Annotated in this window: 12 protein-coding genes and 1 tRNA gene; 10 read left to right on the top strand and 3 right to left on the bottom strand. The window is 42.8% G+C overall.

Features of this window, described 5'->3' with window-relative positions:
• Positions 1 to 149: 149 nt before the first annotated feature.
• The 5 genes from AAEZ00_RS18345 to AAEZ00_RS18325 all read left to right on the top strand — a co-directional run bounded on the left by AAEZ00_RS18345 (position 150) and on the right by AAEZ00_RS18325 (position 6,059).
• A tRNA-Arg gene (locus AAEZ00_RS18345) sits at positions 150 to 226 on the top strand.
• Positions 227 to 824: 598 nt separating this feature from the next.
• Positions 825 to 1,073, top strand: a complete 249-nt coding sequence (locus AAEZ00_RS18340; RefSeq protein ID WP_101032449.1) for an OadG family transporter subunit — start codon at positions 825 to 827, stop codon at positions 1,071 to 1,073.
• Between the two features lie 13 nt (positions 1,074 to 1,086).
• Entirely contained in the window at positions 1,087 to 2,865 is a 1,779-nt protein-coding gene (oadA, locus tag AAEZ00_RS18335; RefSeq protein ID WP_124012030.1) for a sodium-extruding oxaloacetate decarboxylase subunit alpha, read from the top strand.
• A gap of 9 nt (positions 2,866 to 2,874) precedes the next feature.
• Positions 2,875 to 4,005, top strand: a complete 1,131-nt coding sequence (locus AAEZ00_RS18330) for a sodium ion-translocating decarboxylase subunit beta (RefSeq protein ID WP_101032447.1) — start codon at positions 2,875 to 2,877, stop codon at positions 4,003 to 4,005.
• 890 nt (positions 4,006 to 4,895) lie between these two features.
• A complete protein-coding gene (locus AAEZ00_RS18325) occupies positions 4,896 to 6,059 on the top strand; it encodes an alginate export family protein (protein WP_351089360.1) in 1,164 nt (387 codons plus the stop codon).
• Between the two features lie 95 nt (positions 6,060 to 6,154).
• On the opposite strand, the gene AAEZ00_RS18320 is transcribed toward AAEZ00_RS18325, so the two are convergent.
• Complete coding sequence (locus AAEZ00_RS18320; protein ID WP_101032445.1) at positions 6,155 to 7,408, bottom strand: dicarboxylate/amino acid:cation symporter; 1,254 nt, start codon at positions 7,406 to 7,408, stop codon at positions 6,155 to 6,157.
• Positions 7,409 to 8,306: 898 nt separating this feature from the next.
• Between AAEZ00_RS18320 and AAEZ00_RS18315 the strand changes: the two genes are divergently transcribed.
• From AAEZ00_RS18315 to AAEZ00_RS18295, 5 genes are all read left to right on the top strand, one after another.
• The gene (locus AAEZ00_RS18315) at positions 8,307 to 8,735 is read left to right on the top strand and encodes a YqaA family protein (protein ID WP_101032444.1); all 429 of its coding nucleotides are present in this window, start codon (positions 8,307 to 8,309) and stop codon (positions 8,733 to 8,735) included.
• A 57-nt stretch (positions 8,736 to 8,792) separates the two neighbouring features.
• On the top strand, positions 8,793 to 11,648 hold the full coding sequence (locus AAEZ00_RS18310; protein ID WP_502959336.1) for a M16 family metallopeptidase: 2,856 nt from the start codon (positions 8,793 to 8,795) through the stop codon (positions 11,646 to 11,648).
• 598 nt (positions 11,649 to 12,246) lie between these two features.
• Positions 12,247 to 13,890 (top strand): glutamate--cysteine ligase, encoded by a 1,644-nt coding sequence (gene gshA / locus AAEZ00_RS18305; RefSeq protein WP_351089358.1) that lies wholly within the window; start codon positions 12,247 to 12,249, stop codon positions 13,888 to 13,890.
• Between the two features lie 2 nt (positions 13,891 to 13,892).
• A complete protein-coding gene (locus AAEZ00_RS18300; RefSeq protein WP_124012024.1) occupies positions 13,893 to 14,327 on the top strand; it encodes a hypothetical protein in 435 nt (144 codons plus the stop codon).
• Between the two features lie 161 nt (positions 14,328 to 14,488).
• Positions 14,489 to 15,106, top strand: coding sequence for a transglycosylase SLT domain-containing protein (locus AAEZ00_RS18295; RefSeq protein WP_124012023.1), 618 nt, complete (start codon positions 14,489 to 14,491; stop codon positions 15,104 to 15,106).
• Between the two features lie 82 nt (positions 15,107 to 15,188).
• Here AAEZ00_RS18295 and purK read toward each other — a convergent pair whose 3' ends face one another.
• A complete protein-coding gene (purK, locus tag AAEZ00_RS18290; protein ID WP_351089353.1) occupies positions 15,189 to 16,274 on the bottom strand; it encodes a 5-(carboxyamino)imidazole ribonucleotide synthase in 1,086 nt (361 codons plus the stop codon).
• Entirely contained in the window at positions 16,274 to 16,765 is a 492-nt protein-coding gene (purE, locus tag AAEZ00_RS18285) for a 5-(carboxyamino)imidazole ribonucleotide mutase (protein WP_101032438.1), read from the bottom strand. The genes purK and purE overlap by 1 nt, the downstream gene beginning before the upstream one ends.
• Between the last annotated feature and the right edge of the window lie 266 nt (positions 16,766 to 17,031).

The raw sequence follows: 17,031 nt of genomic DNA, 5'->3' as shown, positions 1-17,031 counted from the left end.
GCCGAAGGCGCTCCCCTGCTAAGGGAGTATGGGCTTTAAATCCCATCGAGGGTTCGAATCCCTCCCTCTCCGCCATTCATTAAGTAGAGTGAGTATTGTTAAAGTGCTGACTATAGCAATATTTATGAATGGCATCTTGTACTGATTTTGCGCGTGTAGCTCAGCTGGATAGAGTACCTGGCTACGAACCAGGCGGTCGGAGGTTCGACTCCTCCCACGCGCACCATAATAAAAAAGCCCTGCATTAATGTGGGGCTTTTTTTTTGTTAATTTTAACAGCCTTTTCTCATTTAACCGTAACCTCTTTATCAAATTAAAGGTGATATTTACATCTTTATTCACTTGTTATCCATATCATAACTAATCATTTATTTTATCAAGGTGTTAAATCAACAAAGTATAAGTATACTTATGATTGAATTATGGTTTTATCAATTTAAAGGTGTTATTGCCAATTCTATTGCAGATTTAGTATTTTTTTGACTTATTTATTGAATTTTATTTAGTCGACATTATTGAATGTTACTTATTTGGTAAGACCAATTTACAAAAAGATAGCATTTTTGTTATAAATTGTTTATATTTCGTGGCAGAATTTGGGTTTACAGCCTCAGTTTGCTGTTTTTACCATGAAATATAACGTCATTGAATAAGCGTAGAGCTTGAATATTTATGCTTTCCTAAATAGTTTAAGTTTTTTATGTTGTCGTTAAGCGGTTGTTGTCTTGGTGCAAGTTTGTGACTTTGCACCGTGACCGCGCATTGGGGACGGTACATAATAGTCAACGCAATTGTTTGATGTTTAACAGACAAAGTGAGAATACATGACATCGATATCAGAGCAGTTATCCGATGCACTAGGCATCATGGTAATGGGCATGGGCTTAGTGTTTATTTTTTTGAGCATCTTAATCATCGCTATTGGCATTATTGCCAAGCTTTTTCCTGCACCAGAAGCGACAGCGACAGCTACACCAGTGCCAGCAACACCTTGTGCACCGGGACATACCGGCTTAGATCCTAAGCTGATTGCCGCAATTACCTCAGCGATACATCAATACCGCGCAAAATAAATTTGGAGTCATTATGATCAAGCCATTAGCATTAACCGATGTCGCTCTGCGTGACGCACACCAATCATTACTGGCAACCCGTTTACGTATCGACGATATGCTACCCATCGCGCCGCTATTAGACAAAGTGGGTTTTTGGTCACTCGAGTCATGGGGCGGCGCTACATTTGATTCATGCATTCGTTATTTAGGCGAAGATCCATGGGATCGTATTCGCGAATTGAAAAAAGCCATGCCTAATACACCACAGCAAATGCTGCTTCGAGGCCAAAATCTATTAGGTTATCGCCATTATGCCGATGATGTCGTCACTCGTTTTGTCGAACGGGCGCATGCTAATGGCGTGGATGTTTTTCGTATTTTTGATGCCATGAATGATGTACGTAATTTAGAAACGGCAGTTAAAGCAGTTAAAAATGTCGGTGGTCATGCCCAAGGGACTATTTCTTTTACCACAAGTCCTGTTCATACCATTGATACATGGGTTGATATGGCCAAGCGTCTTGAGGATATGGGCGCCGATTCATTATGCATTAAGGATATGGCCGGTTTACTTAAGCCTATGCAAGCCTATGAGCTTATCAGTCGTTTAAAGTCGCAAACCGACTTAATGATATCTATGCATTGTCATGCGACGACTGGCCTCAGTACTGCGACCTATCAGAAAGCGATTGAAGCGGGCGTAGACGTATTGGATACCGCTATTTCATCGATGAGCCAAACCTATGGTCACAGCGCGACAGAAACATTAGTGGCCATGGTTGAAGATACTGACAGAGCAACCGGTTACGATATGGTGCTGCTCGAAGAGATCGCCGCTTACTTTCGTGAGGTGCGTAAAAAATATGTGCGTTTTGAAGGTACGTTAAAAGGGATAGATTCACGAATTTTACGTGCTCAAGTGCCTGGCGGCATGTTAACCAACATGGAAAGTCAGCTTAAAGAGCAGGGCGCAGCAGACAAAATGGATGCGGTGCTGGACGAAATCCCACGGGTGCGCGAGGACTTAGGTTTTCCTCCGCTGGTAACGCCCACATCGCAAATTGTCGGTTCGCAATCGGTCATTAACGTACTAATGGGCGAGCGTTACAAGTCGATGACCAAAGAAACCGAAGGGGTATTGAAAGGCGAATATGGCGCCACGCCAGCACCTGTGAATGCCGAACTTCAAGCTCGAGTACTTAAAGGTGAACAAGCCATTACCTGTCGTCCGGCAGATTTGATTGCACCTGAATTGGACAAGTTGCGTGCAGAGTTAGCTCAAAAGTCTGCGGAGCAAGGTTTCACCTTAGCAGCTGATGTTGACGATGACGTGATGACTTATGCGCTGTTTAACCAAATTGGTCTACAGTTTCTTAAGAATCGTGGCAACCCCGATGCCTTTGAACCTGTTCCAAGTGCCGATGATCTTCAAGTTAACACCGATAGTGGCCCAGCAACTTATACGGTTAATGTCGAAGGGCAACGTTTTGTGGTGGAAGTGAGTGAAGGTGGTGATATCAGCCATATTGCACCCACCTCAGCCGCGCCGGTTGCTACAACGCCAGCACCAGCGGCCTCAGCCACTACGGGTGAGATTAAGTGCACCATGGCGGCACCCTTATCGGGGAATATTTTTAAAGTGTTAGTCGATAATGGTCATGCAGTCAAAGCCGGTGAAGTGATCATTATCCTTGAAGCGATGAAAATGGAAACTGAAATTCGTGCCCAAGAAGATGGTGTAGTCATTCAGTTAGCGGTTAAGCAGGGTGACAGTGTAACCGTAGGTTCTACATTGTTATCACTAACATAAGAGGTCTAAATGGAAGGATTATTGGCCTTTTGGGGCGAAACGGGTGTCGCCAACTTTAGTGGTGGTCAACTACTGATGATGGCGGTTGGTTGTTTATTGCTATTTTTAGCAATAATTAAAGGTTTTGAACCACTATTATTATTACCCATTGGATTTGGCGCTATATTAGCCAACATCCCAAACGCTGGCTTTACCGATGAAGGTGGTTTGCTGTTCTACGCCTATCATGTAGGGATCGAAACCGGTGTATTCCCATTGCTCATTTTTATGGGGGTAGGTGCATTAACTGACTTTGGGGCATTAATTGCCAACCCTAAAACCTTATTACTTGGTGCTGCGGCACAATTTGGCATTTTTGCGACACTACTGGGTGCCATTGCCCTAAATTGGGTGCCTGGTTTTGAGTTTAGTATGCAAGATGCCGCTGCCATTGCCATTATTGGAGGTGCCGATGGTCCTACAGCGATTTTCTTAGCCTCCAAACTGGCGCCTGAATTGTTAGGTGCCATTGCGGTTGCGGCCTATTCCTACATGGCGCTCGTGCCGTTAATTCAGCCTCCTATCATGAGGCTACTGACCACCAAAGCTGAACGTGAAATCAAAATGGAGCAATTGCGTGAAGTCAGCAAAATGGAAAAAATTATTTTTCCATTGATGGTACTAGGATTAACCATTTTATTTTTACCTGCAGCAACGCCATTAATCGGCATGTTCTGTTTGGGTAATTTAATGCGCGAATCAGGCGTGGTAGACCGTTTATCGAAAACGGCTCAAAATGAGTTAATCAACATTGTGACGATCTTTTTAGGTCTTGCTGTCGGCTCTAAATTATCAGCTGATCAATTTCTGCGTATCGAAACCCTCGGTATTTTAATCCTTGGCGCGGTCGCATTTAGTATTGGTACCGCTTCTGGTGTATTGATGGCTAAATTAATGAGTAAGCTTACTGGGGGGAAAATCAATCCGCTTATTGGTGCTGCAGGTGTTTCTGCTGTGCCAATGGCAGCCCGTGTGGTGAATAAAGTGGGATTGGAGTCTAACAACCAAAACTTCTTGTTAATGCACGCCATGGGCCCTAACGTTGCCGGTGTGTTGGGTAGTGCCGTTGCCGCCGGCGTATTGTTGGCAGTGTTAGGCTAAACGTTATCGATTGAGTTGAAAAGCCAATGCGCCAGCATTGGCTTTTTTGTTTTTATCTCAAAGGTAAAGTAGATACTGCTATTGGATTTATATGGGCATAGTTAACTTTTAATACCGAGCAATCGTGGCGTTATGGTTGTGAAAGAATTGTTTGCCCTAGCATTAGTCTTTATCACATAGGTGTCAAAGATAAACAGCAAGGCGGTATGTTTTACAAACTATATTGGTAAGAAGAAATTGCCCAAACGGTTACTTTTTAAATGCTACTCTTAACCTGCAAATAAAAACAACAAACCGACTAGGTTACGAATATGTTAAGAGTACTGTCGGTTCATTAAACGCACTATATCAGTTTAAGAAGTGTTCACTGACTCACCCTGAATATTGGTATTTTAGCTTATTTGTATGTCCATCATATTGGGTGTCACAAATCGAAAGATAACACATACTAAAGTCCATTTTTAGCAGAAAGCTTATCCGTATACCTCTTTATAGGTATCTAAGTTACCGTTTTTGTTAATAGTTTTATTACCAAGATAACATCAGCCTAAAATACTATTAGTTCGACAGGCCGTTAATTTTACCGGTCAAAAGTCGCAAATTTTGAATTAGGGTCAATATCTAGGCAAACAAGCATCTAAAATGCAGGATAAATCACGGAAATGGATTCGTGAAGCCGCTAAAGTTAATACCAGTTAACTTGATAGTCATATATTTTACGTATATTTAACTTACCGGTAACTTAACTTAACTTAACTCAAAATAACAATTAGGGATGTAAGATGAATAACAAACTGCTTGCTAGTCAAGTTGCAGATAAGGCTTGCCACAATTCTACTGCAGCTAAAAAATGGGCTTTATCAGCATTAACCTGTTCGGTGTTATTGGCCATGGGAAGCGCCAATGCCGCAGACGTCAAAGTTACTTCGGTTGCCGATGCTGTCACTCAAGGTACCGTAAACGCGAATTTAAATTTACGCTATGAATCGGTCGATCAAGAAAATGCATTGAAAGATGCCGATGCATTGACCTTGCGTACCCGCTTAACCTTTGCGACGGCCGAGTATTATGGATTAAGCGCTTTGGTTGAGTTTGAAGACTCTCGCAGTGTGGCTGGGGTAAATGATTACAACGACGCCATTGGCAATAATACTGATTACTCAGTGATTGCAGACCCTGAAACCACTGAATTAGACCAAGCGTTCTTACAATACAAACGCAGTGGCTTTAAAGCCAAAGTGGGTCGCCAAGTGATAGCACTTGATAACATGCGTTTCTTAGGCCATGTCGGCTGGCGTCAAGATCGCCAAACATTCGATGCTGTCACCCTGCAATATGGTATTAATGACTTTAGCATTGATTATGGCTACCTCTACAAACGCAACCGTATTTTTGCTGACATTAAAGACATTGATTCAAAAGATCACATCATCAATGCATCATACAATTTAGGTTTGGGTAAGCTTAGCGCTTATGGCTATTTACTCGAAGAAGATACTAACATTGACAATGGTATTGACACCTATGGTGTTCGCTTTGCTGGTGCCAAAAATCTCGATAAAATTAAACTACTTTATACCCTAGAATATGCCACTCAAGATGCTGACAAGGCAACAACCTCATATTCTGCAGATTATATGCTAGGAGAAATCGGTGTAGGTGTTAGCGGTTTAACCTTTAAAGTAGGTTATGAATTACTCGGTTCTGACAATAGCGAGTACGGTTTTGCGACGCCACTGGCCACTTTGCACGCATTTAATGGTTGGTCAGATCAATTCTTAGCCACACCCAAGCAAGGCTTGGCCGATACTTATGTGTCAGTCGGTGGTAGCTTAGTGGGCGGCAAATGGGCGCTGGTTTATCATGATTTTGAAGCTGACGAGTCAAGTGCCACTGTTAATGATTTAGGTAACGAAGTAGATGCGGTATTTAGTTTACCTATTGATAAACATTATACCGTAGGCGTTAAATACGCCGCTTACTCAGCGGGCGATGCCGGCGCTGGTAAAGTCGATACCGATAAAGTGTGGTTGTGGGCAAACGCTAAATTCTAATCATCAATAAACGATAAGCGTACTATTTTGTAAAAAAGCGAGTATCAATAGATACTCGCTTTTTTATTACTATTTGACGCTATTAGCGCGAAACATCACGAAACGGCTGGTTGTTGCACCGGTGTTTCGTCAGAGTAAAACTGTTCAACATCAAGCTGGCCTTCACTTTTACCTATCACAACCGCGGTCATCATATCGCCAGTGATATTGGTTGCAGTGCGGATCATATCAACAATACGGTCAATGGCTGCGATAAAGGCAATACCTTCAAGTGGTAAACCAATAACGCCTAATGTCACTGTTAACATTACCATCGCGCTACCCGGTACACCCGCGGTTCCGATAGACGCGACCGTTGCGGTTACCGCAATCAACATATAGTCAGTCATATCGAGCGAGATGCCATAAATTTGAGCAATAAAAATGGCCGCAATGGCAGGGTAAATTCCGCCACAACCGTCCATATTCATGGTTGCACCTAATGGCAACACAAAAGCACTGTAACGTTTTGACACTCCCATAGCCTCAGTACAGCGAGTACTTGCTGGCAAGGTTCCAAAACTTGATGCGGTACTAAAGGCGACAATTTGTGCTGGTATGGCTTTGCGGAAAAACTTCAACGGACTAAGACCAGCAGCAAATTTCACTAATCCGCCATAAACAAACACTATGTGTATTAAGGCGGCAATATAAATCGCGAGAATAAACTTACCTAAAGGCAATAACGTGCTTAACCCATACTCGCCCACAACCCATGCCATTAAGCCAAATACACCAATTGGCGTTAGCTTTAACACCATACGTGTTAATTGGAACATCACTTCAGCACCGGCTTCGATGGCATTTTTTAAGGGGGCAGCTTTCTCACCAACAGTATTAATGGCGATACCAACCAAAGCGGCAAAAACGATGATTTGCAATACATTGCCGTCAGCTAAAGAGGCAAATGGATTAACAGGGATCATGTTAAGCAGCACTTGTGCGAAGCCAGGGATATCTCGTTCACGCACTTCAGAAGTGGCTAACGCGAGGTTACCGCCCATGTCCATAAGACTGCCAACCGTTAACCCAATAAATGAAGCTATCGTGCCAGTAAACATAAACATGGCTAAGGTTTTAAAGCTTAAGCGTTTTAAATTACCTTGCGAACCCAGCGAAGTAATACTGACCACTATGGCGCAAAATACCAAAGGAGCGACCAGCATTTTAATGGCACTAATGAACAAATCGCCAAGCGGTTTTAACATCACGGCTGATTCACCTAAGCCGACGCCTGTGAGCGTCCCCAAAACAAAACCAGCAATGACTTTCTGCCAAAAAGGGATGCGATTGAGCGTTTTCAATATCATGAAAGTTCCAAATTATGTCATTATGACGTCACTAAATCTGACTAGACAACGTCGTTGTGCTTGACTCATTACGTTCACTAATGAGTGATTAATTACTAAAAGCTAAACCTTTCGATGGCGATATGGTGCTGTATTACTGTCTAGCTTGTTGAAGGCGATAGATGGTGTTTATACTCAACCGTTCGCTAATCAACCTGATAAGGTTAATAAATATTAACTGCATTGTATGAACTGAACGAATGACAAACAACGTTATTTTATTATAACTTAGATGAATAACTAACTTTGTTATTATAACTTATATGAATAATTAACTTTGTTATTATAACTTTACGTTTTTTTACTAATCATTAACTGATTAAGCTATAACGGGCCAATGCACCTAAATGGCGTGGCACAAAATGAAGCTTTGAGGTAATGGATGTTGTCACCATTTGATGAGAGCCTGTTGATCTTTGAAGATGATTTTTTGTGGTAGTTTGCGGCAATTTTCTACAGGCAGAGTTAATGAGGCAGAGTTAATGAGGCAGAGTTGATGAGGTTGAGTTGTTGTAGATGAATAAGTGATAACGCAGTAGAAAAAAACCACCAATGCTGCTCGCAGTATTTGCCAAACAGGTGAGTTTATGGGTAAACAAGCGTCTTTGTCGCTAATATTTGCGCCACATCATATTCATCCAAAGTGTTAATCATTTTTTTTGCGAACAAATTGTTGCCCCAAAAGAGCAATCGGCCCTAGCTATCATGTTGTTACGCATTTACTCTGAGCAGATTAACGTTAAGATATCGGCTGGGCAAATTCATCGACAAATAGTGATGTTGTCACTTCGTCAGTATGATGAAAACACTATGAATGGGTTCGTTAAATGAATATGAACACTAGTAAAAAGGGTTATCAATGACCAGTTTGTGGTTGATGTTCAGCGGCGCTTTTTTTGCCGCAACCTTATTGCCTGGCGGCTCTGAAGTGTTACTCGTAGGATTATTGAATCAAACACCATCATCATGGCTTGAATTATTGATACTGGCCAGCATAGGGAATACGCTGGGGGCGATAACCAGCTATGGCCTTGGTCGTGCAGGGCGATTAGCCAAAAACCCACAAGATATTCAACGACGTCAATATCGCTATGCACTGGCATGGATTGAAAAATATGGTCTGTGGGCCTTACTATTGTCTTGGTTACCGATAATCGGTGATTTGTTATGTTTACTGGCTGGGTGGCTGAAAATGCCCATTGTGCCTGCTTCATTGTTGATGTTTATCGGTAAGCTATTACGTTACAGCGTCATCGTATTCTTGGTTATGTATATGGTTGAGTACTGATATTTTGTCATTTCTGCAACTGTGGTTATGTTTGTTGTAATAAGAAAGGAGTCGATTTTGAAACTAAATGTAAATCAATGGATATTCGCTGCAGCTATCAGTGCGGCATTGAGTGGTTGTGCATATGACGCCCACAAATCACCGAGTTTACCCCAAGGCGTGAGCTTAATTGAAACGGCCACTGCGTCCGAAAATCAAGTCAATATTCCCTATAAAAAATATCAGTTAGCCAATGGCTTAACCGTTATTTTACATCAAGACAAGTCTGATCCTTTAGTTCATGTCGATGTAACCTACCATGTGGGATCGGCGCGTGAATTAGCCGGCCGCAGTGGTTTTGCCCATCTATTTGAACACATGATGTTCCAAGGATCGCAACATGTTGGTGACGAACAGCATTTTAAAGTTGTTACTGAAGCCGGCGGAACATTGAACGGTAGCACCAATACCGACAGAACCAATTACTTTGAAACGGTGCCGAGTAACCAATTAGAAAAAATGCTCTGGTTAGAGTCAGATCGTATGGGCTTTTTCTTACCCGCACTCACGAGCGAAAAATTCGAAGTACAGCGAGAAACCGTTAAAAATGAACGCGCACAGCGGATTGATAACCGTCCATATGGGCGATTGAATGAGCGTTTTAACCAAGCATTTTATCCTGCGGGGCATCCGTACTCTTGGCCTGTTATTGGTTGGCCAGACGATTTAAATCGCGCCACGGTTGATGACGTGAAGCATTTCTTCCAACGTTGGTATGGGCCTAACAATGCCACCTTAACCATTGGTGGTGACTTTAATGAAATGCAAACGCTGACATGGGTAAATAAGTATTTTGGTGAAATCCCAGCAGGACCTGCGGTTAAGCCTGAAGCTAAAACCATGGTGACATTGGATAAAACTCGTTATATCTCAATGGAAGACAAAGTACATTTGCCGCTGATTTATATAGGTTTCCCAACGGTTTACGTGCAGCACAAAGATGAAGCGCCATTAGATCTACTGGCCAATATTCTCGGTGGCGGCAAAACCTCGCTTATTTATAAAAACTTAGTCAAAGATGGCTATGCGGTACAAGCTGCGGTGAGCCATCCTTGCCAAGAGCTCACCTGCCAGCTATCACTCTACGCAGTGGCGAACCCCGCTAAAGGCGGCAGTCTTGCTGAACTTGAAATCAAAATTAATCAAACCATCGCTGAGTTTGAACAACGCGGTGTTACCGACGACGACTTACAGAAAGTCAAAGTGCAGTTCGAAGCGTCGACTATTTTTGGGATGCAAAGCGTGGCCGGAAAAGTATCAACACTTGCCTCCAATCAAACCTTTTTTGGCAAACCGGACATGGTGGCATCAGATTTAGCCCGTTATGCCAATGTGACCCAAGCCGATGTGATGCGCGTGTTTAATACCTACATTAAAAATAAGCCAATGGTAGTGATGAGTGTGGTGCCAGAAGGGCAAACGCAATTGATTGCCCATGCTGATAATTTCGAGCCTAGTACCTTGCCAATAGCACAAGATGCGGTAACGGGATTAACCGATATTACCTTAGCTAAATCCTCATTTGATCGTAATAAAATGCCGTCGTCTGCCGCCGCACCGTTATTGACCGTGCCACAATTGTGGGACAGTCAACTCGCCAATGGCATTAACGTCATGGGCACCGAAAGTGATGAAACCCCAACGGTCGAATTGCTTATTTATTTAGATGGCGGTCATCGCTTAGCACCCATCAATCAGGCGGGTCTGGCCGAGTTAACTGCGTCCATGCTTAATGAGTCAAGTGCGCAACGCAGCAGTGAAGCACTGGCTGGCGCGCTTGATCTTCTGGGTTCGTCAATTAGCTTTGGCGCGAGTAATTCACAGAGTTACATTAAAGTATCAAGTTTGACCGAAAATCTTGATGCCACGCTTGCCATCGTTAAAGAGCGCTTATTTAGCCCAGGTTTTGTGGCGGCAGATTTTGAAAGACTGAAGCAGCAGCAGTTGCAAGGCTTGCAACATCAAATGTCCGATGCGAACTATCTTGCTCGCAGTGGCTTTTCAAAATTGCTATACGGTGCCGATAGCCCAATGGGGATCAGCAGTGATGGCACCATAACCTCAATATCGGCATTAACACTGGCTGATGTGAAGCAATTTTATCAGCAGCAATATCGTGCCGGTAATGCTCAAATGGTGGTGGTGTCAGACTTAAATCAGCAACAGATCATGCCAAAATTGTCGATGTTTAATGAATGGCAAGGCGAGGCGACTCAGGTTGCCGCATTACCTGCACTGCCAACACACCATAAAAACACCATTTATTTGATTGATAAACCGGGAGCCGCTCAGTCGGTCATTGATATTGGCCAAGTGTCGTTACCTTACGACACAACGGGTGATTACTTTAAGGCTTATTTGATGAACTATCCATTAGGGGGAGCATTTAACAGCCGTATCAATCTTAATCTACGTGAAGATAAAGGTTACACTTATGGCGCTCGCACTCAATTTAGTGGTGCTGAAGATTCGGGTCAGTTTATTGCCAATGCCAGCGTCAGAAGCGATGTGACCGGCTTAGCGTTGGCTGAGTTTGTCAACGAAATTAATGCTTACCAAGCATCAGGTATGACCGACGAAGAAAGTGCCTTTATGCGCAGTTCGATTGCGCAAAGCCAAGCGTTAGAATACGAAACTCCGTATCAAAAAGCCGGTTTTTTAAGGATGATCCAGCGCTATCAGTTAGATAGAAACTTTACCGCTCAGCAAGATGAAATTGTTAAAACCATTTCGACGGATGAGTTAAATAAACTTGCCAGTAAATTATTAGATATCAATACGATGGTGATGTTAGTTGTCGGTGATAAATCCATCGTTGAACCTCAACTAAAAGCGCTGGGGTATCAGATTGAAATGGTGACACTTGTCGACTAGTTGAACACTTGTTACTACGAAGGTTAACACTAGCCTTGAAATACGCTAGTGTTAACCATATATACAGGACATATACGCTTCGCTGCTAGGTTCTAGGCGGACTGCGTCCTACTAGGGTCTAGGAATAGAGCGCCTGCGGCTGCTAGGACAACCTGCGGTCTTCGAGGACGCTACGCTTCTAGAATCTAGGACCTAAAACCTAGCACCTAGAAGGAGCGAAGCACCGCCCTCTGGCGAGCTTGCGAGTTCCTAGAACCTATCAGTCGCGAAGCGACGCTCTCGGTAAGGCGTCACCATTGTCTTCAATCACTGCCCTGTTCTGTTATCCTACAGGAGTACTGAAACGAGCATGTTGAAGTGACTTGGGTATATAATAGGTTGAGCTAATTGGTGTGCTTTAATCGTAATATCATTTTGTGTCGGTTATCCGCTAAATAAAAGATAATGTTTAAGGCTCCATCAAGGGTGACAGAGAGTGTTGCCATTTTTAATTTAAGACCTATAAACAAGTTGATTTATACTTAGTTACATTTTTTTCGCGTATCACTAATCATCTCGTTTATCATCAGGTCTAGCTGTTTACTCGCAATGCGAATCCATAAAAGAGAGTAGTAAATTGAAGTCTTTCAATGAAAAAGTCGAACACTTAAGCGACACTCAAGGCCGTGAGTCTTTATTGGGCATGTTACGTGGAATTGAGCGTGAAGCATTGCGTATTGATGAAAATGGTCATTTAGCACAAGATGAACATCCAAAATCGCTCGGTTCTGCGCTGACGCATTCGCGTATTACTACCGATTATAGCGAGTCCCTATTAGAATTTATTACGCCAGTTTGTCATAGCATTGATGAATTATTAGAGGGGTTAACCCAAACACATGCTTACAGTGTGCGTAACTTAAACGGTCAAAAACTCTGGCCTGTTAGCATGCCATGCTATGTAGGTAAAGTAAGTGATATCCCTGTAGCACGTTATGGAACCTCCAATAACGGTAAAATGAAAACCTTATATCGTAAAGGATTAACCCATCGTTATGGTGCGTTAATGCAGATTATTTCCGGGGTTCATTTTAATTTCTCTGTTTCGCAAGATTTATGGCAACGTCTATATGACGACAAAATTGCTAACGGCAATGGCAGCGCTTGTTGTAGCAAAAGTATTAATTTTGAAGACTTCATTTCTGAATCTTATTTTGGACTGATCCGTAATTACCGCCGTTTAGTATGGGTATTACCGTATTTATTTGGCTCAACACCGGCATTATGTAGCTCATTTATAAAAGATCAAGACGTCGATTTTGAGTTTGAAAAAACCGGTAAAGGCACCTTATATCTTCCTTATGCAACATCATTGCGCATGAGTGATTTAGGTTATACCAACAAAGAACAAGATACGCTCAATATTAGCTATAACTCATTGCCTGATTATCTTGAGGGCGTGGGCGCCGCAATTAAAATGCCATCGAAACAGTTTGAGCAAATTGGTGTCAATGTTGATGGTGAATTTCGTCAGTTAAACAGTAATATTTTGCAGATTGAAAATGAGTTTTATGCACCTATTCGCGCTAAACGTGTTGCCCAAAAAGGTGAAAAACCTTCGCAGGCCCTATCGCGTGCAGGCGTTGAGTATATTGAAGTGCGCGCTTTAGATGTCAATCCATTTAGCCCGGTTGGGATCGATGCCACTCAAGTGCGTTTTCTGGATCTATTTTTATTGTACTGCTTATTGTCGCCATCTGAAGACACCGACGCGGTCGGTGAAGCTGAAATTGGTGCTAACCTGAAAGCCGTTGTATTAGAAGGGCGCAAGCCTGGACTTGAATTACAGCGTAATGCTAAGGCCATTAGCTTAACGCAATGGATGCACGAGCTATTTGAACAATTAGCGACTCTCGCGAAGTTACTCGATGGTGATGCTAGCCATGCTTACCAAGACGCGTTAAGCACATGGGCTGAAGCGATTGATGATCCTGATAAAACGTTATCAGGCAAGGTGATGCAAGAGGTCGTTGTTAAGGGCACAGATCACAGTGTGTGGGTTAAGCAATTGGCCGATGATTATCATCAGTTTTTAAGTCATTACCCATTAAGCCATGATATTGAGCAAACCTATAAAAATGAGGCCAAACTCTCTTTACTTGAACAGCAAAGTCTAGAGGCTCAACCACAAGATAATTTTACCACTTTCTTAGAAAACTATTTTTGTGATGTGGTTCCTGCGGGCACTTTCGAGGCGAAATAATCATGCAGTTTTTTTCATCTTGGCGAGTGCTGGTTGTCGCGGTAGCGGCATTAGCCCTAAATGGCTGTGCTTCATCGCCAGATGAAATGGTTCAATGTGGCACAGTATCGAGCTACTTAGCGCCCGACAACAGTGCCAATTTATACCGTGTAGTGGTGACTCACTTAGATGATGTTGCGGTTATTTCAAGACCCAATTATTTATTATCGCCAGGTGAGCATAAGTTTACTGTTGCTGAACTGATCAACTCACCTGAATTAAAAGTGTTATTGTCTGCTCGTAAGGTGAAAGTATTTACGGTCAATGTTGCAGCCGATCAGCGTTATCATATTGGCGCCAAATTCAATACCGACAAAATCTATATAGGCCAAAATTCATTGTATTGGCAGCCTGTTGTATGGCAAACAGAATCGCATCAATGTGAAATGAAACGGTAATACCAATTCCATTAATTATGTGCTCAATCAGAGCCGCTCAGTTTTTTCAGTTTGAGGCGCATTGTTGAAATAATGGTTGTTTCCTAAGGATAATTGCATTGGTTTTTAATTGATGTAAAACTAAGCCAAGAATCAATATCTTAGATACTGGCAGAGGTGTTATGAAGTGTTTTTTAGGCGTAGTTAGCGCAACGGTATTACTGTCATTAACGGGATGCGCCACGTCGCCACCGCAAGAGCCAGATGACCTGTGTGCTATTTTTAAAGAACATCGCTCGTGGTATGACGCTGCAGTCAATACGCGTGAAAAATGGGGCGTGCCAGTTCATGTCCCCTTAGCCATGATGTATCAAGAAAGTTCATTCAAACATAATGCTGCACCACCAATGCAATACTTTTTAGGTTTTATTCCCACCGGCCGTGCCAGTGACGCCTATGGTTACGCGCAAGCTAAAACCATGACCTGGGATGATTACGTTCGAGAAACCGGTAATAGTTGGTCTAGCCGCAGTGATTTTGACGATGCGATGGACTTTATGGGCTGGTTTATTTACAAAACCCATAAAATTAATGGCGTGTCTAAGTGGGACGCTAAAAACCAATACTTAAATTATCACGAAGGTTGGGGCGGTTATAAACGCGGCAGTTATAAAGCCAAAAAATGGTTAACGCCAGTAGCCAATAAAGTGGATAAACGTTCAAAAACCTACGCGGCGCAATATCATCAATGTAAAGAAAATTTAGATTCGTCATGGTTATGGCGAGTGTTTTTTGGTTAACCCATACGTTAAATAACAAAAAAGGAGCCTAGGCTCCTTTTTTGTTATTTAACGTACTTATTGGCAACTTTATGTGATAAACCTATTTGATAAATTCGGCCAAAATCCAATCCAGCGGTGCTTGATATTGCTGTGGCATCCAAGCTTTTAGTTGGCTAATGCTGTCATCTAACATCGCTTTATTATGCACAGACAGATTCAAGTGACCCACTTTACGGCCCACGCGAACTTCTTTGTTGTACCAAAACAGTTCAGCATTTGGCAGGCTTAACCATCTATCGTCTTTATCAATCCCAATCAGGTTAACCATCACACATTGAAAGTTCACTTGTGGCTGATGCAAAGGTAAATTGCATAAGGCACGTAAGTGCAATTCAAACTGGTTTATGTGACAACCCGCTTGAGTCCAATGGCCCGAGTTGTGCACTCTAGGGGCTAACTCATTGACCATTAAGTGTTCACCAACACGGAAACACTCCATCGCCATCACGCCCACATATTCAAGGTCATGCATCACCTTACTGAGCATGTCTTCAGCTTCGGCCTGCAAAGGTGCTAAGCGAGTTAATGGCGCAATCGATGCCATTAAAATACCGTCTTGATGTAGGTTTAACGCCAACGGATAAAATAAACAGCGCCCGTCTTGGGTGCGCACACCCACTAACGACACTTCTTCATCAAAGTTAATCGCTTGTTCGGCGATGGCTTCATTGCGCCAATCGGCAGGGATGGTTGTCGCTTCTGCCTGCTTGAGCCAATGTTGGCCTTTACCGTCATAACCGCCGGTGCGACGTTTTAATAATACCCGTTCACCATAGGCATTATGCAGTGTTTGCGTGGTGGTATTGTCATTAACTAACTGCCAAGGCGATGTGGCGACAGCTAATTCATCGAGCAGACTTTTTTGGCTAAAACGATCAGCTAAACGACCAAATACTGGGCCATTAATAAAATGTGGGTGTTGGCTGAGTTGTAAACTCAGCTGTGACTCTGGCCATTGTTCGCGTTCGGCGGTAATGATGTCGTCAGCTTCAAGCGGTAACTGCACATCTGATGGTGTCATAATATCAACCGGACGCACATTAATACCTAGCGGTTGGCCTGCATGACTGAGCATGGCACCTAATTGACCATCGCCCAATACCCATAGATTTTTTGGCAAGGTCATTAGTCTTCTCTCGGATCGGGATTATCAAGGATCGCGCGAGTTTGCTCATCACGAAATGCTTCTAAACGCTCAGCTAAAGCGGCATCGCTAATCGCCAAAATTTGGCTGGCTAATAAACCTGCGTTAAACGCGCCGGCAGTACCAATGGCTAAGGTGCCAACGGCAATCCCTTTAGGCATTTGTACAATCGACAATAAACTGTCCATGCCAGATAAGGCCTTGCTTTGCACTGGGACACCCAATACAGGCAAGCGGGTTTTAGAGGCTATCATGCCAGGTAAATGGGCTGCTCCGCCTGCACCACCAATAATGACTTTATAGCCTTTATCTGCAGCAGAACGTGCAAATTCCATTAGCTTGTCTGGTGTTCTGTGGGCTGAAACGACTTCAACATGATAAGGCACTTGTAACTTATCCATAATTTCAGCGGCGGCTTCCATTGTAGGCCAATCACTTTTAGAACCCATTACAACAGCAACTAGGGCTTGCATGTTAACTCCTTAACGTACTTATTCTATTAGTATATTTGGCTAATTCGCTCAGTAGGAACCGCGGGCGATTAACGTCAATATTAAGGCGATAAAAAAGGTGCTAAATAATAGCATAAGCCGTGCTCTGTTGGCTGCATTTCAGTGTTTCTTGAGGCTAACACTCAGTTTCTAAATACGAAAACTACTTAAACACATTTTATATTCACCACAAGTTCGTATCGAACATTGATGAATAATGGAGTAAAGAATTCTTTTTGTAACCCTTT

The organism is Shewanella sp. S1-49-MNA-CIBAN-0167 (genome assembly GCF_040310145.1).
Taxonomy (GTDB): domain Bacteria; phylum Pseudomonadota; class Gammaproteobacteria; order Enterobacterales; family Shewanellaceae; genus Shewanella; species Shewanella psychromarinicola.
Note: the sequence above shows the minus strand (reverse complement) of the source record. Positions and strands in the feature narration are given on the sequence as shown.